The 20,981-nt window shown below is 39.3% G+C and carries 18 protein-coding genes; 11 read left to right on the top strand and 7 right to left on the bottom strand.

Features of this window, described 5'->3' with window-relative positions:
- Window positions 1-3: 3 nt before the first annotated feature.
- Window positions 4-1,224 carry a DegT/DnrJ/EryC1/StrS aminotransferase family protein gene (locus KZC02_RS19265; RefSeq protein ID WP_221395112.1) on the bottom strand — a complete coding sequence of 407 codons (1,221 nt, stop codon included), beginning with the start codon at window positions 1,222-1,224 and terminating at the stop codon, window positions 4-6.
- Between the two features lie 437 nt (window positions 1,225-1,661).
- Between KZC02_RS19265 and KZC02_RS19260 the strand changes: the two genes are divergently transcribed.
- The 5 genes from KZC02_RS19260 to KZC02_RS19240 all read left to right on the top strand — a co-directional run bounded on the left by KZC02_RS19260 (window position 1,662) and on the right by KZC02_RS19240 (window position 5,945).
- Window positions 1,662-1,943 (top strand): GNAT family N-acetyltransferase, encoded by a 282-nt coding sequence (locus tag KZC02_RS19260; RefSeq protein ID WP_221390183.1) that lies wholly within the window; start codon window positions 1,662-1,664, stop codon window positions 1,941-1,943.
- Between the two features lie 885 nt (window positions 1,944-2,828).
- Window positions 2,829-3,473 (top strand): response regulator transcription factor, encoded by a 645-nt coding sequence (locus KZC02_RS19255; protein ID WP_221390182.1) that lies wholly within the window; start codon window positions 2,829-2,831, stop codon window positions 3,471-3,473.
- Between the two features lie 419 nt (window positions 3,474-3,892).
- The gene (locus tag KZC02_RS19250) at window positions 3,893-4,525 is read left to right on the top strand and encodes a response regulator transcription factor (protein ID WP_221390181.1); all 633 of its coding nucleotides are present in this window, start codon (window positions 3,893-3,895) and stop codon (window positions 4,523-4,525) included.
- Window positions 4,526-4,594: 69 nt separating this feature from the next.
- Window positions 4,595-5,002, top strand: coding sequence for a hypothetical protein (locus KZC02_RS19245; protein ID WP_221390180.1), 408 nt, complete (start codon window positions 4,595-4,597; stop codon window positions 5,000-5,002).
- A 67-nt stretch (window positions 5,003-5,069) separates the two neighbouring features.
- Window positions 5,070-5,945 carry a hypothetical protein gene (locus KZC02_RS19240; RefSeq protein ID WP_221390179.1) on the top strand — a complete coding sequence of 292 codons (876 nt, stop codon included), beginning with the start codon at window positions 5,070-5,072 and terminating at the stop codon, window positions 5,943-5,945.
- A gap of 170 nt (window positions 5,946-6,115) precedes the next feature.
- Here the strand turns inward: KZC02_RS19240 and KZC02_RS19235 are convergent, their stop codons facing one another.
- The 3 genes from KZC02_RS19235 to KZC02_RS19225 form a co-directional block, all read right to left on the bottom strand.
- Complete coding sequence (locus KZC02_RS19235) at window positions 6,116-7,768, bottom strand: SusD/RagB family nutrient-binding outer membrane lipoprotein (RefSeq protein ID WP_221390178.1); 1,653 nt, start codon at window positions 7,766-7,768, stop codon at window positions 6,116-6,118.
- Window positions 7,769-7,793: 25 nt separating this feature from the next.
- Window positions 7,794-11,162 carry a SusC/RagA family TonB-linked outer membrane protein gene (locus tag KZC02_RS19230; RefSeq protein WP_221390177.1) on the bottom strand — a complete coding sequence of 1,123 codons (3,369 nt, stop codon included), beginning with the start codon at window positions 11,160-11,162 and terminating at the stop codon, window positions 7,794-7,796.
- Window positions 11,163-11,234: 72 nt separating this feature from the next.
- Complete coding sequence (locus KZC02_RS19225) at window positions 11,235-11,429, bottom strand: hypothetical protein (RefSeq protein WP_221390176.1); 195 nt, start codon at window positions 11,427-11,429, stop codon at window positions 11,235-11,237.
- Window positions 11,430-11,461: 32 nt separating this feature from the next.
- Here KZC02_RS19225 and KZC02_RS32550 point away from each other — a divergent pair, with 32 nt between their 5' ends.
- The 6 genes from KZC02_RS32550 (at window position 11,462) to KZC02_RS19200 (ending at window position 17,060) form a co-directional block, all read left to right on the top strand.
- Window positions 11,462-11,593, top strand: a complete 132-nt coding sequence (locus KZC02_RS32550) for a hypothetical protein (RefSeq protein ID WP_255636896.1) — start codon at window positions 11,462-11,464, stop codon at window positions 11,591-11,593.
- Window positions 11,594-11,792: 199 nt separating this feature from the next.
- Window positions 11,793-13,229: a BamA/TamA family outer membrane protein gene (locus KZC02_RS19220; RefSeq protein ID WP_221390175.1), complete on the top strand. Its 1,437-nt coding sequence runs from the start codon at window positions 11,793-11,795 to the stop codon at window positions 13,227-13,229.
- Window positions 13,230-13,337: 108 nt separating this feature from the next.
- Window positions 13,338-13,967, top strand: a complete 630-nt coding sequence (locus KZC02_RS19215) for a hypothetical protein (RefSeq protein ID WP_229253679.1) — start codon at window positions 13,338-13,340, stop codon at window positions 13,965-13,967.
- A 6-nt stretch (window positions 13,968-13,973) separates the two neighbouring features.
- A complete protein-coding gene (locus KZC02_RS19210) occupies window positions 13,974-14,678 on the top strand; it encodes a peptidylprolyl isomerase (RefSeq protein ID WP_221390174.1) in 705 nt (234 codons plus the stop codon).
- 309 nt (window positions 14,679-14,987) lie between these two features.
- On the top strand, window positions 14,988-15,992 hold the full coding sequence (locus KZC02_RS19205) for a porin family protein (protein WP_221390173.1): 1,005 nt from the start codon (window positions 14,988-14,990) through the stop codon (window positions 15,990-15,992).
- A gap of 135 nt (window positions 15,993-16,127) precedes the next feature.
- Entirely contained in the window at window positions 16,128-17,060 is a 933-nt protein-coding gene (locus KZC02_RS19200) for an SDR family oxidoreductase (protein WP_221390172.1), read from the top strand.
- Between the two features lie 131 nt (window positions 17,061-17,191).
- On the opposite strand, the gene glgP is transcribed toward KZC02_RS19200, so the two are convergent.
- From glgP to KZC02_RS19185, 3 genes are all read right to left on the bottom strand, one after another.
- Window positions 17,192-18,838: an alpha-glucan family phosphorylase gene (gene glgP, locus KZC02_RS19195; RefSeq protein ID WP_221390171.1), complete on the bottom strand. Its 1,647-nt coding sequence runs from the start codon at window positions 18,836-18,838 to the stop codon at window positions 17,192-17,194.
- 233 nt (window positions 18,839-19,071) lie between these two features.
- On the bottom strand, window positions 19,072-20,145 hold the full coding sequence (locus tag KZC02_RS19190) for a hypothetical protein (RefSeq protein ID WP_221390170.1): 1,074 nt from the start codon (window positions 20,143-20,145) through the stop codon (window positions 19,072-19,074).
- Window positions 20,146-20,241: 96 nt separating this feature from the next.
- Window positions 20,242-20,811, bottom strand: a complete 570-nt coding sequence (locus KZC02_RS19185) for a hypothetical protein (RefSeq protein WP_221390169.1) — start codon at window positions 20,809-20,811, stop codon at window positions 20,242-20,244.
- Window positions 20,812-20,981 lie beyond the last annotated feature (170 nt).

The following is a 20,981-nucleotide window of genomic DNA, read 5'->3' as shown; positions in this document are numbered from 1 at the left end:
TTATTAAATACTGCTGGTTACTGCCTGAATTTTCAAAATAGCTGCTGCAAAACTTTCCATATCTTCTCTTTCTCCGAGCATCGCATGCTGTAATATCCACACGGCATCGGTGCTGCAAGCCTGTTCGGCTACCGGACAAAAAACCTCGCTGTAATCCACGGTTTCCGGAATGGCATAACACATGAAATTTTTGTTCTGGAAAAGAGGCTGTTTGTACAACGGATGCGGATATCCCTTAAAACACGGAACGCCTTCTGCTGCCAGCATTTCTGTAAATTTATCTTTGGGTATATCTCCGAATTTTGAAGCGTCATACTTGACAATATAAATATGATAGCAATGCATCGTAATTGCTTCACCTCTGGTTAGAGGGGTAATCCCCTTAACATTTTTCAATAGTTCGTTTAGATACAAACCGTTTTGATTCCTTTTGATCGTTTGCTCTTCGAGCCTTTCCAATTGCCTGGAAAGAAGCACTGACTGCATTTGTGTGATACGATAATTACAACCGGGATTATAATGATCATACCATTGTCCGCCCTCTACACGACCAACATTGCGCAGCGAACTCATCATGGCATATAATTCATCATCATCGGTGATCACTATCCCGCCTTCCCCCGCAGTAAGGTTTTTAGAAGATTGGAAACTAAAACTTCCGGCATCACCAATGGAGCCTAATTTCTTACCATTATATTCAGCGCCATGCCCGTGTGCGGCATCCTCAATTACCCGCAGGTTGTGCCGTTTTGCAATGTCCATAATCGCATCCATATCACAAGCCAGACCACCGAAATGTACAGGAATAATTACTTTTGTACGCTCGGTAATGGCTGCTTCAATTGCTTTCGGATCAATGTTATAAGTGTCTGGATGAATGTCCACAAACACAGGCACACAGTTACATTCTATCACAACAGACGCCGTAGCGATAAACGTATAAGGCGGTACGATCACTTCATCTCCGGGCTTTACGCCGCAGGCAATTAGCGCCAAACGAAGAGAAACTGAACCGTTAACACAGCTTACCGCATATTTACTTCCACAATAAGCTGCAAATTCTTTTTCAAATTTTGCTACTTCATCGCCGCAATCCGGATTTCCCCACTTCCCGCCCCGGACAATCTCCGCAACAGAATCTATTTCAGTCTCGTCATATACAGGCCATGGAAATGCCTTTGTAATGCTTTTTGATCCTCCGTCGATTGCCAGTTTTTCCTTCATATTGATCGTTATTTCCCTTAATGAATAGAATTTATGCCTGTTCACTCTACTCAATAAATTCGCTTTCAGACTATTCATTACAAATCAATAATAGAAGCGTGTAATAAAATTATAAAAATCCGGATGCCAATTGGGGAAATGTTAAAGCAGGTTTTAGAACATAATTATCCTGATGTTTTGATCCTACAAAACCGAATTGAAAAAGGGCTTTCCAAAACTTCGGTTGATGAAAACTAAAAGTGGTTCATGAATTATAACAAGTATAAGCACTTGATTATAAACTATCTATAAAATGCATTTTTATGAAATAGCAGAAACCTGGTTGTATGAAGTGTTGAACGGAAACATGGAAAAAGAACACATATATATTAACCAACCCGGATCGGTACTTTTTGCCCGAAGGCGGATTCGTTTTTTATGCGAAGTAGATTCAAAATTTGGTAGGCTGTGTCGCTTTAAAAAGACTGGATGGAGACACACTCGAATTTGCCAGACTGATCATTGCCAAAGTTGCCAGGAACCTGGGAATTGCCACTAAGCTAATTGAACGATGTATTACGCGTGATGAAAACAATACAAAAGAACTCTTACTCCAGACTACCATACAAATGCCGGAAGCCCATAAGTTGTATTATAAACTTGGTTTTGAAGATAAACCCGGCCCTGTACAAATGAGGATAGTTAAACGAACAGAAAAAATCATGGTGATGCAATTATAGAATTTTTGAATAGATAATTATTATTCAATGGCAAATATTCGATGGATAAAACCAGATTGATTCTCGAATACTTTTTGTTTGGCACTACCAATATGACAATATTATGAGGTATTATATTTCAACAAAATCGACGTTTTGTAGAAATTTATTTCAATTTCTTCTATAAAGATTCTAGTAAAGTATATAATTTATTAATTTTATTACATTTTTAATGCAAATAGTCATACAAATAATAAATATTTATAAATAATTAGTCCCTGTAAACATTTTTTTGAGCCACTGCGTATATTTACAAAATCGTACTATAAATTTGATAATACTCACACTTAAAAATACTAATATGATTAAATTCAAGATACCACCCACAAATAATCCTATCAAAGGATCTTTATCGAAATACAATTTGGATTATTTTATTGATTCTGCCTTGTATACGCAAATCCATTATTTAGAAAACAATTAAAATATCAATACTGAAAAATTGGGTAGTTGTCTATCCTTCATTTTTATCCTTTTTCAGATATTTTGTTTTTGACAAATTTAAAATCATACATTGTAAAAAAGCCCGGATCGTCAACGATAAAATAATGAAACCTCCCTGCACTATACGCGTTTACAGAGACAAAAAGTAATTCAGGACAATTGGTACGATCAAGTAATGCTGAATTCAGAAAATGGTTTTTTATAATATTACAATTATCATAGTTGGGGATGCAATGTCGGGAACGTTCAGGATAGAGCGATTAATTAAAGGCTACTAACAGAAAAAATGAATTTGTATAAGTAATAAGTTTTCCGGTTTCGGAAAGACTAATCTGGAAGAAAGAAATCTGTTATCATCGGTTTAGCCGGGATTTAAAAATTTAAAGAATAAAAGGTATCGCTATGAAAATCGCAGTAATTGACAAACATCCCATATCAAGAGCGGGACTGGTTTCTTTCCTCAATAACCGCTTCAAAAATGTGCACATCATTGAATCTGAGAGTATTACAACTTTTCAAAAAGATTTTTCAGACCAGAATCCGGATCTGATTATCCTGGGGATCAATCAAAGTGCCAATGCCATCAATATTAATTTCATTACGATGGAAAGTAAAGGCAAAAAACCATTTACCGGCCACGTAATCGTGTACGACGAAAAGCCTAACTTTTCCATGATCACTCATTATCTAAAGGCCGGTTTGCGGGGATATCTTACAAAACAAAATAGCCTGGACGAGATAGAAACATGCATCCTGGAAGTATTAAAAGGAAAAAGATATGTGAATGATGAAGTAATGCAGTGGATACTGGAAAGTTATTATGTGGCGGGAGGAACTTCCCGGGATGACAATTTCCCTCCACTTACGCGTCGTGAATATGAAATTGCAAGATACCTGATCGCGAACATGAAAACTTCTGAAATTGCTAAAACATTAGGAGTAACAGCATCTACGGTAAGTACAATTAAAAATACGATCTTTAAGAAGCTTGATGTGGATAATATATCTAATTTAAGAGAAGTGATTCAGCCCCGTATACATTTGTAGCATTAGGTTTGATAAACGTTTATCAAATACCGTTCAAATATTCTGATAATCAATTTAATTGGCTGTTAAATGAGTTCTATCTATTAGGAAGCAGAAATTTGACGCAAGCTAAGAAATAATCGTTTTTTGGAAAGATAGCCCCTATGTACAATTTTCTTAAAATCTATATGCCTAGCTTTCTGCTTTCAAGAAAGGTGATCATTTGATTTTTAAAAATGCCTACAGCTAGTACCAAAAATATGCAGAATCAAAGCCAGGCAATGCAAAATGCTATAAAAAAAATTATAGAAAAAGTTGAGTTTGAGTAGTTGATCAGCCTCCTGGCGGACGTTGGGAGGATTGATTTCAGAACGGCGCTTCGTTGGTCCGGCGGCTGACAATCGAAACACAAACCAAACATTTTTGCTAAAATAAATCTTATGAAAACAATTGCAATCATTGACAGGCACCCTATTTTACGTACGGGCCTGGATTTTTTCATTAAAGATCATTTCAAAGAAGTCAAAATCCTAGGCTCCGAAAATGTTGCTGCTTTTCAGCAGTCATTTCCCAGGCAAAGCCTTGATCTGGTCATTTTGGGATTTAGTGAGCATTCCAGCACCAATAGTCTGAGTTTTGTAAATATGCTAAGAAAACAGTACCCTAAAACTGCCCTTATTGTGTATGACGACAGACCGGATGCTTCTCTGATCGTACCTTACCTGAAAGCGGGTGTAAATGGTTATTTGTCGAAGCAGAACAGTACAAACAAACTTATTGAGTGTGTTGAGATCGTGCTGGAAGGGAAACGCTACGTATGCAAAGAAGTATTGGAACTGATACTGGATGAATACATTATTGAAAATAAAGCCTTGCCTGCAAATAGTTTTCCTCCCCTTACCCCGAGGGAATACGAAATTGCAAAAAGCCTTATACAAGGCATAAAAACTTCCGAAATCGCCAAAGTATTCGGAAGAAAACTAGGTACAATCAGTGCCATGAAAACCAGTATTTTCAAAAAACTGAAAGTAGATAATATAGTTAAACTAAGAGAGATGATGACTGTGAGTTAATCGCTGCTGAGGCATAATAACCACATCGATCTGGTCATCAATTGCCAAACTAATAAAGATTAAATGTATATGTATAACTTATTTAAAAGATCGGGAGCACAAACCTGGGAGATTAAATTATTAAAAAATGTAATCGGACAGTTACCCAAAGAATTTAAAATTCTGGAAGAACAGATAGATGCAGGTTTACTTAAAGGAGTCGTTATAGGTAGTGCCAATTATGTAGCCTTTTCCCACCATGCCAAGGTTTTTTCGCAATTCCAGACCCGGGACCAAAAAGATTACAAAATAACCGGAGTCCGGGTTTTTGATAAAAAATCCAAAAGCCAGCTGCTGTATACGTTTTATGTCTCCTCAGGAATTATCAAAGGTTATTCTGTAAAAGGCGCGGACAAATATCTGCTGGATATTGAAAGTGCAGATGTTTCATGGTTCATACAATTATTCAAGGAAAAAGAAGTAGAAAAAGGCAAATAAATACACCCACAAAATTTTAAAAAACGAATTTTAATATACACCACTCCACGAACGAAAATTATAAAATATGAAAAAGATTTTTAATAAAAAGCACGCTGGTTTTAGCAGGATTTTGCTGCCGTTGTTTTGCTTTTTGATAAGTACATTAGCTTTTGGCCAGGTTCCTCCATCACCATTATTAATAAACTGCCCGAATCCGGGACTTGGATTTAACAATTTTCCTGCTACTGTTTCAATTGATAATCAACCGGTTTCTATCACCAAAACTATTAATACCGCAGTTTACAGCATGAGTCCAAGCTCTTCTAAATGTGGTCTGACAATTAAACCAGGTGCCTTGTTATTTTTTCCCGGCACAGGAAAGATTGGAGGATCCATTACTTTCACATTCAGTGAGCCGGTCAGTAATGTACAGATTGCACTTGTTTCGCAGAATAGCCTGGCGGGTAACCAGCTTACAATTAGTGCCAATCATAGCAATACACCCGTTACTCCGGTTCTAACCGTTTTCAACAACTCTCCTGATGCGTGCCCGGATGTATATGAAGTATCCGGAAATACGATCCATGCAAAACCAGGGTTAACCGCAAATGCTTCTATGATTAATATCGGAGGAAGTTATTTTACCTCTGTGACTTTAAAAAATACATCATCCACAGATACCAGACAATGGATAGATCTGCGACTTTGCAATGCAGTCCGCGCGTGTACCATACCGGATAATCCAACACTTAGTATCTACGACCAGCCTGCTGCCGGTAGTACCAATGCTACTTTTGTTATTACTAATTACAAAGGCACTTACACTTATACTATCACACCTTCTGAGGGTGTAACACAGAAAAACCGTATTATAACCGCACCACGCAAAAAAGCCTACTCGGTAAAAGCGTCCTCCGGAAATTGTTCCTCAATCGAATCTGCAACGCTTATGCTGCCATGAGGAAGATTAACTAATTTGTTTCAAATTATTCATCACTTGTCTTTATTGAAAGTTGAGTTTGAGTAGTTAAAAAAACTCCAGGCAGATTGCCTGGAGTTTTTTCCGATTCAGAGGGTATATACATTTTTTGCCGGACCGCAGGATCGCCTGGCCGCCGGATCGCCGGATCGCTATTGAAGCAGCCACATTTTTGCTCCTTCGTCATCCGTAGCCGGGGATAAAGTACCTACTCCCAAATCATAAGCTGTTCTGTTTTGTCCCAGTTCATCGCCGGGGTAACGATAGCGTAATGGAAAATCGAAACCACTTAACCTGCCATTTTTGAAAATATTGGGCAATTTTGTCCTGCGCAGATCCAGATAAGCTTCTGATGATACAAGGAACAAAGCAATCCATTTCTGATCCGCTATTTTTACCAGTTGTCCAGCTTTGTCGGCGGGTAAAGCAACGCTCGTTTGTGCAAGATATGTATCTACATCTGCCTGAGAAACGCCCCATCTCAATAACGAATTGGCAATTCCTTTGCGATAATACGTATCTGCACTTCCTGTGATCAGGCCCTTTGCCGCGGCTTCTGCCAAAATGAACTGAATTTCATCGCTGTTCATCACCATTGCTTTCAGTAAAGGATGTTTGTTTTCCCTGAACAATTTTGAAAATTTAGATACTTTAAAATTTCCTGTTGCACCACCGGCCGCAACGTCATAATGCCCGTTACCGTTTTTCCAGTCACTTAGCATACCGGCAATAAAGCCCGCATATACCTTGTTGGAATCAATCAGAATATCCTTGGTTGCATACAAAGCTATTTCGCTTTTGGAGCGGTCAATGTATTCCCAGGTAGAAGTATAACTATAACCGTTTGGATCAGTTGTAGCAAAAGTGACACCATTTTTTGCCTTATCACTGGTCCAAGGTTTTTCTATCGGTGCAAACCATATTTTCATCCGCGGGTCATTCAGTTCTGTCAGCTTATCAATCAGCGTTTTGGAAGGCCTTCTTTTATCGAATTCATCCGCTGAGCCCCAGTTTAAGATCCCACCTGTCCATGAGTTACCATTTTCTCCTCCTGTTGTACCTACATATTCAATAGATGCATTGTCCGTAGCGTCAGTGAAAACCGGAGCGTTAAGTAGTGCAGACATTTTTGCTCCTGCATCAGGTAACTTGGCCGACGCCCTCATTAACAAACGCAGTTTCAGTGAATTTGCAAATTTCTGCCATTTCACTTTATCACCTGCAAACATCAGGTCATAAGAGCCTGATACCGGCTCAGTCCCTTCGGTAATCAATGTTGCGGCCGCATCAAGCTCAGTGAGCAAACCATTATAAATATCACTTTGTTTATCGTATTTCGGATATAGTATTCCTTCTCTGGCCTTTAAAGCTTCCGAATAATACACATCCCCATAAAAATCCGTCATGTAAGAAAACAGCAATACCCTGAAAATGGAGAATATTCCCTGATGGGTTTTTGAACCTCTCGTTTCCGCCAAACCAATCGAACCATCGATTAGCTTAAGAATATCCATGGCATCGTACATGCTCGTTACCGGAGATTTAAATCCGGCATAAAAATTGTCGCTACTCTGGTAATTGCTTTCCATGTGCTGCACAGCGCCTGGAAGCATACGTGAATCGTAGCCCATTTTCTGGTAAAACAAAGATGTTTTTTTAATGATTGAGGCCAGCAGATATGGATCATTTACGGATTCCACAGCATCTTTCTGCTGTAAGGTATCCGCCGTTCTCAACTCATCTTCGCTGCATGATGCAAGCCCCAGCAATCCTATTATCGTAAATATTTTCAGTATTGGCTTCATAGTTTCTTTAACCAAAAGTTATAAATTAAAAATCAAGTGAAAGCTTAAATCCATATGAACGAATGCTTGGCAATGTAGCTCTCAACACACCCTGACTGGAACCCACGCCGCTAAATGCAGATTCCGGATCTTCGTGCCTGCCTGATTTATTCCATTGAAATACGTTCCTTCCCACCAATGCAAGTGTTACATTATTGAGCTTATACATTTTTGTAAGAGCCGGCGGTAAAGTGTAAGCCACTGAAATTTCCCTCATTTTGAAGTTGGTAGCATCATAAGTTCTGGTAGAAGTAAAATCCCAGATGACGTCGCCATAGGCATTGTAGGGGAAATCGTAAAAAGTATTGTTTGGATCCGCTCCGTTCACAATGTAATCGCTGTCTTTTGCATCTTCCGGATTGCCTTCAAAACCCGGATTTAAGAATACACCTTTCTCATAACTTGCATCCTGAAAATCGGAACGCTTGTCATTGTTATTACTATTGATCGCATCATACTGACTGGAATTCACAGCCGGCCAAACCATACCACCATGATCAGCATCACGCCCGCCCTGCCATAACGGATTGTTATCCCCTGATCCGAGCGTAGTAGTTGCTCTTCCGTTTGATTCCAGATATTGCTGATTTACAGAAACATATTTACCTCCTTTACGCAGGCTTCCTACCATGTTCAGCGTGAATTGCTTGTATCTGACACTCGTATTTAAGCCAAGAATGAAGTCAGGATTGAAATTACCCAGTTGCCCGCGGTCTCTTTCATCGGATGATTTCTGAAATTTACCCTGCTCACTATCCAGCAACGGCATTCCTGCATACTGACCGGTTTTTACTCTCAGGATCGGATTTTCTTCATAGATATTACCAATCGTTTCACCTTTTGCAATTTTCACTTTAGTTTTTCCATCATAACTTGCGAAAACATAACCATTTGGTGCAAAGCTGTCCGATAAGCGGGTGATGGTAGCCTTATAATGTGTAAAACTTGCTGATACATCCCATGAAAAATCTTTTGATTTAACGGGAGTAAATGACAAACCCCATTCGTAACCTTTACTTCTTACATCACCGATATTAGTCAGCAATCCTGAATATCCTGTTCCTTTTACCAATGGAATATTATCGATCTGATTTTTTTGCTCTTTTATAAAGTAGGTAAAATCAAACTTAACCCTGTTACGGAATAACCACACATCTGTTCCAACTTCTTGTGTCACGGAATGCTGTGCTTTAAGGTTTGGATCAACGATCGTAGCATTGAGGCTTACTGTGTTAATTGAGCCCCATGGACTGGCATCATAACTGTATGTATCAATAGACCTTCTTCTTACCAGTCCATTACCCACATCAGCCAGGCCCAGACGGAATTTAAGCAAACTGAATGCTTCCGGCATTTTAAAAGTTTCAGATGCAAGCCAGCTAACCGATGCAGATGGATAGAAATAATGTATTTTTTCCTCTGGTAAAATCCCTTTCCAGTCATTCCGCCCCGTAACATCCAGAAACAACTGATCATCCCATCCAATGGTTGCAGTTCCATAAGCGCTCATGGATTTTCCGATTACATATGGGTCACCATTTACAGTCATAGTTCCGGCTTTAATATTCGCCAATGTGAACAATGCCGGAGAATTCAGGTCGCCACCGATAATTTCCTGGCTGCTCGAATTGGTAAAACGATAATTACCGCCAACCGCTGCACTTAAAGACAGCCTTCCAAAATTTTTATTAAAAGATAGAATTGCATCTGAATTTGCTTCCAGACTGCTATTGGTACCAGAAACATATTGTCCCAACGCATCACTTCTATCTCCCCAGGATTGTCTCAGTTCATAATTTTCCTTCACATTTTCCATTCCCGATCTCAGCAAAAAGGAAAAGTTATCAGACAATTGCCAGTTCAGCTGGATTTTACCAAAATAATTATCCCGGCCAAAACGGTGGATTTTTTCATATGTTGTCCACCATGGGTTGTTCTCAGCAACGTCCACGCCATTGTCTTTCATAATAGCACCATTTTGCTTTACACCTTCAAAGCCATCCAGCCAGTAACTTTTCATGTCACTCAGCGGCTGAAGATTACTTGGCATATTAAACAGCAAACTGTTCAGTACACTATTAGAACCCGTTGAATTGGCTTTATTAGGATTGTAAGTATTGATATAACTCGCATTCACCGAAACCGACAAGCGTTTGGTAATATTATACTGCGAATTAAAATTGACTGATTTCTGCTGTGTTTTTGTGTTTGGCATTACACCATTATTGGTCATATTCGACAGCGACAAACGGAAAGATCCCTTGTCATAATTGCCGGTTACACCAATATTATTAGTAATTGTACTTCCTGTACGCAAATAAGCTTTTACACGATTTTCTCCGGAAGAAACCATAGGCCCGTTTTTCCAGGTTTTATCCTTTACATCCCAATAATCTGACTTGAAATTGCCGTCCAGTTTAGGGCCCCAGGTATCGGTGTTATCATATTGCCATTCGTATGCTCTTTCACCTTGTCCAAATTCCATCTGGCTATCAATAAACTGATAAGCCTTTTCGGCAGTAGCCATGGTTGAAAAGGAAACGCCTAATCCTTTTTTAGCCCCTTTTCCTGTTTTAGTCGTAATCATCACTACTCCGTTTCCACCTTCCGCTCCATACAACGCACCGGCGCTTCCGCCTTTCAGGATTGTAATGGAAGCAATATCATTAGGATTAAGCTGAGAAAGAATATTACCAAAATCCACACCGTCCTTTGAGGTAAAAGTCTGTGTACCAACCGGAATCCCATCAATTACATACAATGGTTGTCCTTTTATTGCCACGTTGGCTCCTCCGCTTCCTGTGGTGGGCATGGCAGTGGTACCACGGATATTTACAAGTACCGATGAAGTAGGATCGCTGCTGAGATTTGTCAGGTTAACGCCGCTCACTTTTCCATCCAGAGATTTCATCAGATTGGGATTTCCTGCTTTTACCAGTTCTTCCCCATTGATATTACTCACAGAATAGGCCAGTTCTCTTACGCCCTTACTGATTCCCAGGGCAGTAACTACTACTTCCTTAAGATTTTCGGCACTTGGAGAAATGGCAAAATCAATAATGCTGCGGCCATTTACCGGTACATCCTCCTGATTGTAACCTACAAAAGAAAAAACCAGTACCGGATTTTCTCCATTTACATCAATAGAGTATGCACCCGAAGCATTGGTAGTAGTACCTGTTTGCGACCCTTTCAGGATAATGTTTACACCAGGCATTGCAGCACCGTCTTCACTGGACGTCACCTTGCCCGTAACCACACTTTGTGCGCTGGCTAGCGACATACATGCCCCTGCCAGAAGGGTCATGAAAAATAAGCGCCGAAGCGTTCGCTGAATAGTAAAGTTCTCGTTCATCGTTTTTCAATAAGTATTTAGTTAATGCATTTTAGGTAAGGTGTATTGATAATCGGGTTAAATTTTTCTGGATTATTTATTTGACTCAGGTTTTTCGTTTTCGTCATTCTGCTCTACAAGCCTGTTGAAATAAATTTCCAGAATTTCAGAATAATGCTGCTGGTCATTTTCATTACTTACTCCATCCAGCAACTCTGATAATTCCTCCCCGGAGAGTTTATTGCTGATCAGCTTTTCGATCAAATATTCTGCCCGGGAAAGTGACATATTATTAGCTGGTTAGTTAAGTAGGATACTGTATGTCATTTAGAAAAGACTATCCTTTGTATCTGTTTTTTGAAAAAGATAACATTAAGGAAAAGAAGGAGGAAAGCGGCCATTGTGCAGGTCTTGTGCTGAGAGTGGGCAGAAACCTTTACATTCCGAATTAAAGAAGGCAACTTTCCGAAAAAGAGAAGTCAACTTTTAGAAAGTTGACTTCTCTAATTTAGAATGCTGACTTCTCTTAAAACTTTGCGTTCTCCGCGCCATCAACGTTGCAGCCTTTGCGTGAAACCTTCTTTTCTGTATTTTTGACAAACTATATCCATACAAAACATCGTTTCATTGTGAAACCGCAGACCCGCACAAATGAGTAAACCCTTACGGTACATTAATCTTTACTTTGTTTTCATACTTGCCATTGCCTCAAGGCCGGTTCTGTCGCAAACGGTTTTAACGGATAGTATACCGTATATAATTATCGGAGATATTACGATTGAAGGGAATCACAAAACGAGGTCAGCGATCATTTTCAGGGAAATGGCAATCAGATCCGGTGACACTTTATATAAAAGCATGGTTCAGGAAAGTCTGGAAATTGACCGGCGGAAAATAATCAACACCAATTTATTTGTTACCGTAGACCTGCTTACAAAGCCAGATCAGGATTCTGTTTCGGGCAACATCCGGACTGACATAAAAGTAGTGGTAAAGGAGCGCTGGTATTTTATCGTACTTCCGGTTTTCCAGCTTGCTGACCGTAATTTTAATGAATGGTGGTATGACAGAAACCGGGATCTTAAAAGAACCATTTATGGAGTTTATCTGAGTTATGGAAATGTTACCGGCCGTGCTGATAAGCTTCGTTTTATAGCAGAATTCGGTTTTATACCCAAATTTGAAGTTGCTTATTCATTGCCCTACATTGACAAAGCCCAGAAAACAGGAATTACCGTCGGCACCTCCTACTCTACCAATAAAACAATGGCTTTTAGGACGTGGAACGATAAACTCAATTATCTGAACAGTGAAGTTGTCAATAAAGAACGCTTCTATTCTTATGTAACACTTACACGCCGAAATAAATACTATACTTTTCACGGCCTGGATCTGCGCTGGAGTTATGGGAAAATAGCCGATACAATTGCCATTCTGAATCCCGGTTATCTGCTGAAAGGCCGTACAGTCCAAAAATATTTCCAGCTTACCTATACGTTCAGTTACGATAAAAGGGACAATTTCCAGTATCCGTTACGTGGGCAAAGCGGGAGTATCCAGATTTCAAAAATAGGACTTTTACCTTCTGATGATATTAATCAGGCATTTATTTACGGGTCTTATCGTAAGTACATTCCAATCAGCAAACGCTGGTATGCGAACACTGGCGTGCGGGCAAGAATGTCTGTTCCGAAAAGACAGCCCTATTTACAAACCATTGGATTGGGATACCGGAATGATCTGGTAAGAGGCTACGAGCTGTATGTAGTTGACGGACAGGATTATGCCTTATTGAAAAATGAGATTAAATACAAACTGTTCTCATTCCAGAAACATTTCTCCTGGGTTCCTGTGAAACAGTTTAATACAGTTCCACTGGCTGCTTATCTCAACACTTTTGCAGATGCCGGATATGTACGCAACCATTATCCTGAGCTCAGCAATACCAAACTTGGGAATTCATTGTTATTCGGTGCCGGAACCGGTGTTGATGTGGTGACCTTTTACAATATCCTGGCCCGTTTCAATATTAATTTTAATGCCGAGGGAGAACGCAGGTTCTTCTTTAATATTTCCAGGGAATTCTGACGCAACACTCAATAACTACTGTATAATGGTTAAATTTGCAGTAACTATAGTTTCAGCAAAGATGCCAAGCCGGCACAACTGTTTTATCTAAAAAGCTTAACTTTTACAATGAATACATTTTTTACACGCATGAAATATTTTATTTTTCTAAAAAAATCCCTGATTCTTATCTTGTTTCTATCTGTATCCTATGCATGCAGTACTGCAACGAAAGAAGATACCGATTCTAAAACAGCTGATTCTATTGCCCTAACCAGTCCTGTTCGAAAAGATTTAAATAGTGATCAATCCGCTTTGCTTCAAACTATACTGGCTACTCCCGAGTCGGGAGAAGCGACTGGAATTATAAGAGGAATAACATTTGGTGATCCTGTCAGCAAAGTAAAAGCGACGGAAACATTTGAGATGTTTGAGGAAAAACCTGATCATCTGGGCTATACCCAGGATACTCCCCAGCTGGAATCAATTGACGTTCTGTACTATATAGATTCTGAGAAAAAGGTCAATAAAATTACAGTGGATGTATATTTAAATAGCGCCGAAGCTACAAAACAGCTTTGGAGTGCCGGCATACGTTATTTTACTGAAAATTACGATAAACCAAAAGAAGAAAAAAGTGTAGTTACCTGGAATAAAAAATCAGTCCGGATTAATATGGAAGATGTATCGAAAGGAAAAGATTTCGGATTGAAATTTGAATTTTTTCCTTCCGGTAAAACAATACTCGCAGCTAAATAAAACTCAATGAAAAACATCAGATTACTAATACTACTGGCTCTAACGAGCTTATTTTCAACAAGTACATTCGCACAGAAAAAATCAAAAAAAGACGACCTGATCACGATCAAAACGGATCAGGGAACGATGCAGGTTATTTTATTTGACGAAACGCCCAAACATAAGGCGAATTTCATTAAACTGGCCAAGGACAAATTTTATGACGGATTGATATTTCACCGCGTTATCGAAGATTTCATGATCCAGGGCGGAGATCCTGAATCAAGAAATGCTACCGCTGAACAAATGGTAGGAAAAGGCGATAACGGTTATAAAATCCCGGCAGAATTCAGTCCCAAACTATTTCACCAGAAAGGTGCATTGGCAGCAGCCCGCGACAATAATCCTGCAAAAGAATCAAGTGGTTGCCAGTTTTATATAGTTCAGGGCAGAAAATGGAGTAAGAGTGACCTTGCAAAACAAACAGCCCGTGCAGCCCGAAAAATTACTGATGAGCAGAAATTAGTATATGAAACCATTGGCGGCACACCGCATCTGGACGGTGGTTACACGGTTTTCGGACAGGTTATAGATGGTATTGCGGTGATAGATAAAATAAGTTCTCTTCCCCGTGACGAACGCGACCGTCCAGAAAAGAATATCGTAATGGAGGTTTCAGTCAAAAAAATGAAAAAGAAAAAAATCACCAGAAAGTACGGATACAACTTCTAGTTTTGATTTCGATTCATTATAAAAATTCCCCAAAAACCTTTCAACCTGGTTTTTGGGGAATTTTCATTTGGCTTAAAATCAGAATTTCGTTTCCGGGTTTCATTGTATTTATCAAAACCAGCTTAAATACTGCCCCATTATCTCTACAAGAAAATATTTCAATTCAGATCAAGCGGTTCAATTAGAACGCAAGCCAGCATAACTCGTGTATGGCAGGATATTTTAATGTAACAAATAAAAGACTTGGAAACTTATATGATCCGGTCAATAATTTGAACAAAAACATATTTACTTTTAATCACTTCTACAATGAAAACCAAGCTGATTTACACATTTCTACTTACAGGTATACTGGCAGGAAGCGTATGGGCACAAACTGTAAATAAGGATACGCTGCAAAAAAGCCCTAACGTTGTTCAGAATACCATTACTATAGATTCTGTAAACAAGAACGAGACGATCAATGATATTGCAAAAAGGGTGATTGAATCGACTTACAAAAACTTCCCTCAGCAACCCGGACAGCCAACTATTGTGATTAATAATATTATAGTACCACCTGATTATTATAAGAAACCCGAAGTACAAAATAATCCATCGGCAGGGATGAGTTACGGATCTCAGGATGATGAAGATTTCAGGGCATGGCAAAGAGAACGACGTTATCGCCGTGATGAAATGGATAGAAATTATTCCCGAAATAATGACCAGAATTCCTATTCAGAAAATGACCGGGACAGAATTACTTTCCGTGAGCGTTTTGCTGAACGCAAGCCACGCAACTCAGGAACCTGGGTGATACCAATGGCTGGTATCCATGCATCCGGCTTTGATGCTGATTTCAAAAAAGACAAATACAGCGGACGCGTAGGATGGAATGCAGGATTGGATATCAGAATGAGGGCAAAAAGATTCTTTGTGCAGCCCGGATTACATTATTTTAATTCTTCCATGCAGATTACCAGTGAAGACAGCATATCCGATGTTAAATTAAACAGTGGACCAAGGATTCATTCTTTAAAATTACCGGTGATGATCGGTATCTATCTGACGAGAGCGAATAAGGGATTTTTCAGATTTAATATAAAAGCCGGCGGAGTAGCCAATTATCTTCTGGCTGTTGATAAAACGAAACTGGCACAATTCAATAAAGATAATTTGCATGATTTCTCATATGGGTTAAACGGAGGAATTGGCCTGGAATTCGGATTTATAACCATTGATATAACGCACGAATGGGGTATAACTGATTACTTTAAGGATAGTAACCAAAAGAATAATATACTTCGCGCAACACTTGGTTTTAAGATATAGAAAATAATTTATGGTCAAAAATGCTGTCTTCTGAATCAGGAGGCAGCATTTTTTATGTTCTATTGTATTTTCACTCCAAATAAAACTTTAAAAGGTATGTTCTATATTGCGTTTTTTAAAACGTAAATGATCCCTATGCCGCTTACTCCACAATTCAAAACTGACGAAAAATCCATAAAAAGACGCATACTCATTACGGGCTCCAATGGTTTGCTTGGGCAAAAACTGGTTGAATTATTAATACAGGATCCTTCCGTTACAACTATTGCGACTGCTGTCGGGAAAAATCGTTTGCCGTTTACTGACGGATATGAATATCAGGAAATGGATATAACCGATCCTTTCGCAGTGGATGAAGTTATCAGCCGGCTTAAACCAGACGTTGTTATTCATACTGCTGCTATGACCAATGTCGATCAGTGTGAAATGGAAAAGGAAGCATGCTGGAAACTGAATGTGATTGCGGTTGAATTTTTAATTAAGGCATGTGAAAAGAACAAGGTTTTTCTCGAACACTTGTCAACCGATTTTATATTCGACGGAACTGCCGGTCCGTATACAGAAGATGACCAACCTAATCCGGTTAGTTTTTATGGCTGGAGCAAATATGCGGCAGAGAAAGCAGTAATGAACTCGAACCTAAACTGGGCTATTGCAAGAACTGTACTGGTATATGGTATTGCACACGATATGAGCCGGAGCAATATCATTCTTTGGGTAAAAAAATCGCTTGAAGAAGGCAAACAGATTAAAGTAGTAACCGACCAGTTCCGTACACCTACTCTTGCAGAAGACCTTGCGTCAGGATGTTTTTTAATAGCTACAAAGGAGGCAAAAGGGGTTTTTAACATATCAGGAAAGGATTTTCTGACTCCCTACGAAATGGCATTAATGACGGCTGACTTTTACAATCTAAACAAATCTTTAATTTCCCCAACAGACGCTTCGTCATTTACCCAGCCAGCTCGCCGTCCGCCACGTACCGGTTTTGACCTGACAAAATCCCGGAACATACTTGGTTATGAACCGCATACATTCCGGGAAGGTATTGAGTTAATGGGGAGGTGACTTTGGTAGTCGGCGGTCGGTAGACAAATTTTAACAGCTGTTAATTTGTGCCTTAACTATAATAAAAATTAAATCAGCTAAAATCAGACAATTAAGAAGTCGATAGCCGACTGCCGAAAGCCGATTGCCCTCTAATATAGCTTCTCATAATATTCCCTTGCCATCCGGTCCGAATTGAACTCTACGCTCACATCGTTCATACTGTTTAAAACTATTTCCTGCCACTTTTTCTGGTCAGAATAGTACATGGGAATAACTGTATTTTCCAGTTTGTCGAGCAGATTTTCACAATCCTGTTTGTTAATGTCGTCTCCTTCCGCAACCGGCATGATAAACGAATTTTCACCGTCTTTCGCAAACTCGCAGATCCAGCCGTCATAGGTAGATAAATTTAATGAGGCATTCATAGCTGCTGTCATTCCGCTTGTTCCTGAAGCTTCGCGTGTTACTACCGGATTATTAAGCCATACGTCAGAACCGTCTTTTATTAACTTTGAAAGTGCCAGTTCATAACCCGTTAAAACTGCCATATTTGGAAATAGATGGCTCAGATAAAACAAGTGATTGAATGTATTGATCGCTCCATCGTCTTTTGGATATGGCTTTCCTGCCCAAATAATCTGTACAGGCTGGTCTGTATTGTTCATAATTTTAGTAAATCTTTCCAGATCCCACACCAGCATATCCGGACGTTTGTAAGCCGCAAACCTTCTTGCCCAAACAATTGTCAATACATTTGGGTCAAATAATTTACCGCATTGGTCTGCAACCGTTTTGAATAATATCCTTTTCAGCTCTCTCTTTCTGGCAGAAATCGTTTCAATATCTCCTGCCACGCGCGCGTCTTCCAGTATTTCATCAACCCAGTATGTATTATTCTGCGCATTCGTAATGTGCCCGATCGGTGCAATTTTCGGATAAGGTTTCCACATATTTCTGGATACTTCTCCGTGCAGTTTAGAAACACCATTAGCATTCCGGCTCAGACTTAATGCCGCCAGTGAATGATTAAAAATATCGCCCTTGCTCCCGCTTATTTTTCTGACCGTATCCAAAGGCAATCCAGAAAAGAATCCAAGGTTTTCCAGAAAATGCATATTGTGTTTTTCATTTCCGGCTTCCTCAGGAGTATGCGTAGTAAATACAACGCGTTTCTTTACATCTGCAACTTTACCAAGTTTTTTGAACAAATGAAAAATAGCCGAAACTGCATGCGCTTCATTGAAATGATATACTTCGGGCTCATAATTTAATTCTTCAAGCAATCTGGCACCACCAATACCCAGCACCATACATTGTGCCACTTTCATTGTTACATCCGAATCGTATAAAGTATAGCTTATTTTCCGGGTTTCTACATCATTTCCATCTGTATCTGTGGTCAATAAAAACAAAGGCGCTGACTGGAATACGTCAGGGGGAAGATAATAAGCAGCCACCCAAACCTGCTCTCCGGATATTGGAATCTGAAAACGGATGTTGGTATCTTCTAAAAAGTGATACATCTTTTCATGGAATTCAGGCTGCATACTTCCGTCACTTTTACGGCCCTGGTCATAATATCCATATTTCCAGAGCATTCCAATTCCGACCAGGTTTTGCTTAAGGGCGTATACGCTTCGCATGTGTGAGCCAGCCAAAAAACCAAGTCCGCCTGAATATGTTTTAAGAGCCTGATCAACAGCAAATTCCATCGAGAAATATGCAACAGATTTTTTATATTTATTATCCGGAGTAAAAGGATGCTTGTAAGGAATCGGGAAGTTTGATTGTGGCATTTAATTAGTCAGGTTAATGTGTTAGAACCAGGAACAATAATATTTGGAAAGTAGAAAATTTTCAGGGAATAATTAAAGCCAGGACCCTGAATAATTTGAATTAACAAAATTATGCCATTATGGTTTTCATGGAATGCCGGAATCTTACAATGCAAATTTATCTCTGAGTAAAAAACGCACAAAAAAGCGCCTGTCCGGAATTTTCGAACAGGCGCACTTTCAGTTTTTTATTTTTATTTACCAAACAATCTGGCCCAGAAACCTTTGGCCTTCACTTTTGTTTCTTCAAATTTTTCGGTTGCGGCTTCTTTCAATTCCTCAAATTCCGCTTCTGCTTTCACTTTCAGTTCTTCTGCTTTTATCTGAGCTTCCACAAGTTTCTGTGATGCAATCTCTTTTGCTTCCTCGTAAGCTTCTGTGGCTTCTTCTTTCAGTTCAGCCAGTTTTTCGGAGGCGTCAGCTGTAAGTTCCTGTGCTTTTTCTTTGGCAATACTTAATTTTTCTTCCGCTATTATTTTTAAGTCTTCCGCTTTTTCAGTCAGATCTGCAACGATTTCCTGTGCTTTTACCTTTCCGGCGGCAATATTAAGCTCAACTTCGTTTTGAAGCTGTTCCGTTTTCGCAGAAAAACCAGTTTTCAACTCCTCAACTTTTGCTTCTGCTTCTACTTTTGCCTCTTCTGCTTTGGCTGTGGTATCGGCTTTAACTTCTGAAAATACTTCTTTGGCCTCTTCCGCTTTATCAGCAGCTTTGGTTTCAATGTCAGCAACTATTTCTTTGGCATCTTCCTTATATTCTTCGGCTTTAATTGCAGCCTCTGCTTTCGTATCAGCAAACTTTTCCTTTACCTCTTCTATTTTTTCACTTGCTGCCGATTTTACTTCTTCTGCTTTTTCAGTAACCTGATCTTTAATTTCAGAAGCCGTTTCCTTCGCTTCTTCCACTTTTTCTTCTCCGGCAACTTTCAATTCATCAACCTTGCTTTCTGTTTCTGCTTTCGCTTCTGCAAAATCAGCTTTTACTTCTTCTGCTTTTTCAGATGCTGCTATTTCTGTTTCTTCAATTTTATCTGATATACCGGCTTTAACATCCAGTGCTGCTTCCTTAGCTGCCTCAATCTTGTCATCAGCGGCAACTTTTGCAGCAGCCAGTTCAGCTTCCGCAATTATTTCCGCATCACTTTTCACACCTTCCGCTTTTTCCAGTATTTCGTCTTTGGCATCAGATGCAGTAACTTTCAAATCCTCGGTTTTTTTATCCAGTGATTCTTTCGCATCATTTGGTGTTGGTTTGTCGTTTTCGGCCATTTTTTAATAATGTTTAGGTTATATCGATAAACAGGATGAATTCGAAAGCTACAAAGGAGTTTGCATGGTTGCAAACAATTCGTATACCTTTTTGCGTCAGGCTAATCTTCTTATGATCAATTTTTTAACCAATTCATGAAACGGGTCAGGCATTAATGTACGCCAGTTTTCAATTTGTAAAGTACCACCAAAATTAATATAGTAATCCAAACGAAACCGTTTCCACTCCTGCTCTACATGTTCACGGAAGTTAACAGCCGCAATCCATCCGTCTTCAACGTCGTCGAACCACTCGGAATAATAATCATCTTCCCTGCCGCCATGGAAATCCAGCACATTTTCTCCCATTAATATAAACTGGTTAATACCTTCTTCCACGAGCGGATCTATCACCTGGCGTTTGAAAAACATAATGTCGTTATGAAGCGCATCATTCCACTCCCCAAACATTTCAATAATAACATAACGCTTATCGTAATCAGCAAAAAGGATTTTTACATACAGCGTTTCAGATCCGATTTCGTCCCAAAGCGGATGAATGTAGTAGCCATAAATCGCATTTTCATAATAATCAAGGTTGTACGTCCGGCCATAAAACGGCGACCGCTTGTCACGACTTGCTACATAATGTTTTTCCCAATTGTAATATGGCTCTATTTCCTGCATACTTTAAAACGTGCTTTGGGTAATGTATGAAGTTGTTATAAAAATAAAAAGACTTAAACGATGTTCAACATCATTTAAGTCTTTCACAAATATTGTACCTTTTGGTTTAAGGGTTAATTATTAAGGTTTAACTGTTAAAATTGCAACCGGCCTCTCATCCATTCCCGCAG

The sequence above is a fragment of the Dyadobacter sp. NIV53 genome (genome assembly GCF_019711195.1).
GTDB lineage: Bacteria > Bacteroidota > Bacteroidia > Cytophagales > Spirosomataceae > Dyadobacter.
Note: the sequence above shows the minus strand (reverse complement) of the source record. Positions and strands in the feature narration are given on the sequence as shown.

Coding starts and splice junctions, on each gene's coding strand:
- KZC02_RS19265 (WP_221395112.1), bottom strand. CDS start 1,224: ATGAAGGAAAAACTGGCAATCGACGGAGGATCAAAAAGCATTACAAAG.
- KZC02_RS19255 (WP_221390182.1), top strand. CDS start 2,829: ATGAAAATCGCAGTAATTGACAAACATCCCATATCAAGAGCGGGACTG.
- KZC02_RS19250 (WP_221390181.1), top strand. CDS start 3,893: ATGAAAACAATTGCAATCATTGACAGGCACCCTATTTTACGTACGGGC.
- KZC02_RS19245 (WP_221390180.1), top strand. CDS start 4,595: ATGTATAACTTATTTAAAAGATCGGGAGCACAAACCTGGGAGATTAAA.
- KZC02_RS19240 (WP_221390179.1), top strand. CDS start 5,070: ATGAAAAAGATTTTTAATAAAAAGCACGCTGGTTTTAGCAGGATTTTG.
- KZC02_RS19235 (WP_221390178.1), bottom strand. CDS start 7,768: ATGAAGCCAATACTGAAAATATTTACGATAATAGGATTGCTGGGGCTT.
- KZC02_RS19230 (WP_221390177.1), bottom strand. CDS start 11,162: ATGAACGAGAACTTTACTATTCAGCGAACGCTTCGGCGCTTATTTTTC.
- KZC02_RS19225 (WP_221390176.1), bottom strand. CDS start 11,429: ATGTCACTTTCCCGGGCAGAATATTTGATCGAAAAGCTGATCAGCAAT.
- KZC02_RS32550 (WP_255636896.1), top strand. CDS start 11,462: ATGTCATTTAGAAAAGACTATCCTTTGTATCTGTTTTTTGAAAAAGAT.
- KZC02_RS19220 (WP_221390175.1), top strand. CDS start 11,793: ATGAGTAAACCCTTACGGTACATTAATCTTTACTTTGTTTTCATACTT.
- KZC02_RS19215 (WP_229253679.1), top strand. CDS start 13,338: ATGAATACATTTTTTACACGCATGAAATATTTTATTTTTCTAAAAAAA.
- KZC02_RS19210 (WP_221390174.1), top strand. CDS start 13,974: ATGAAAAACATCAGATTACTAATACTACTGGCTCTAACGAGCTTATTT.
- KZC02_RS19205 (WP_221390173.1), top strand. CDS start 14,988: ATGAAAACCAAGCTGATTTACACATTTCTACTTACAGGTATACTGGCA.
- KZC02_RS19200 (WP_221390172.1), top strand. CDS start 16,128: ATGCCGCTTACTCCACAATTCAAAACTGACGAAAAATCCATAAAAAGA.
- glgP (WP_221390171.1), bottom strand. CDS start 18,838: ATGCCACAATCAAACTTCCCGATTCCTTACAAGCATCCTTTTACTCCG.
- KZC02_RS19190 (WP_221390170.1), bottom strand. CDS start 20,145: ATGGCCGAAAACGACAAACCAACACCAAATGATGCGAAAGAATCACTG.
- KZC02_RS19185 (WP_221390169.1), bottom strand. CDS start 20,811: ATGCAGGAAATAGAGCCATATTACAATTGGGAAAAACATTATGTAGCA.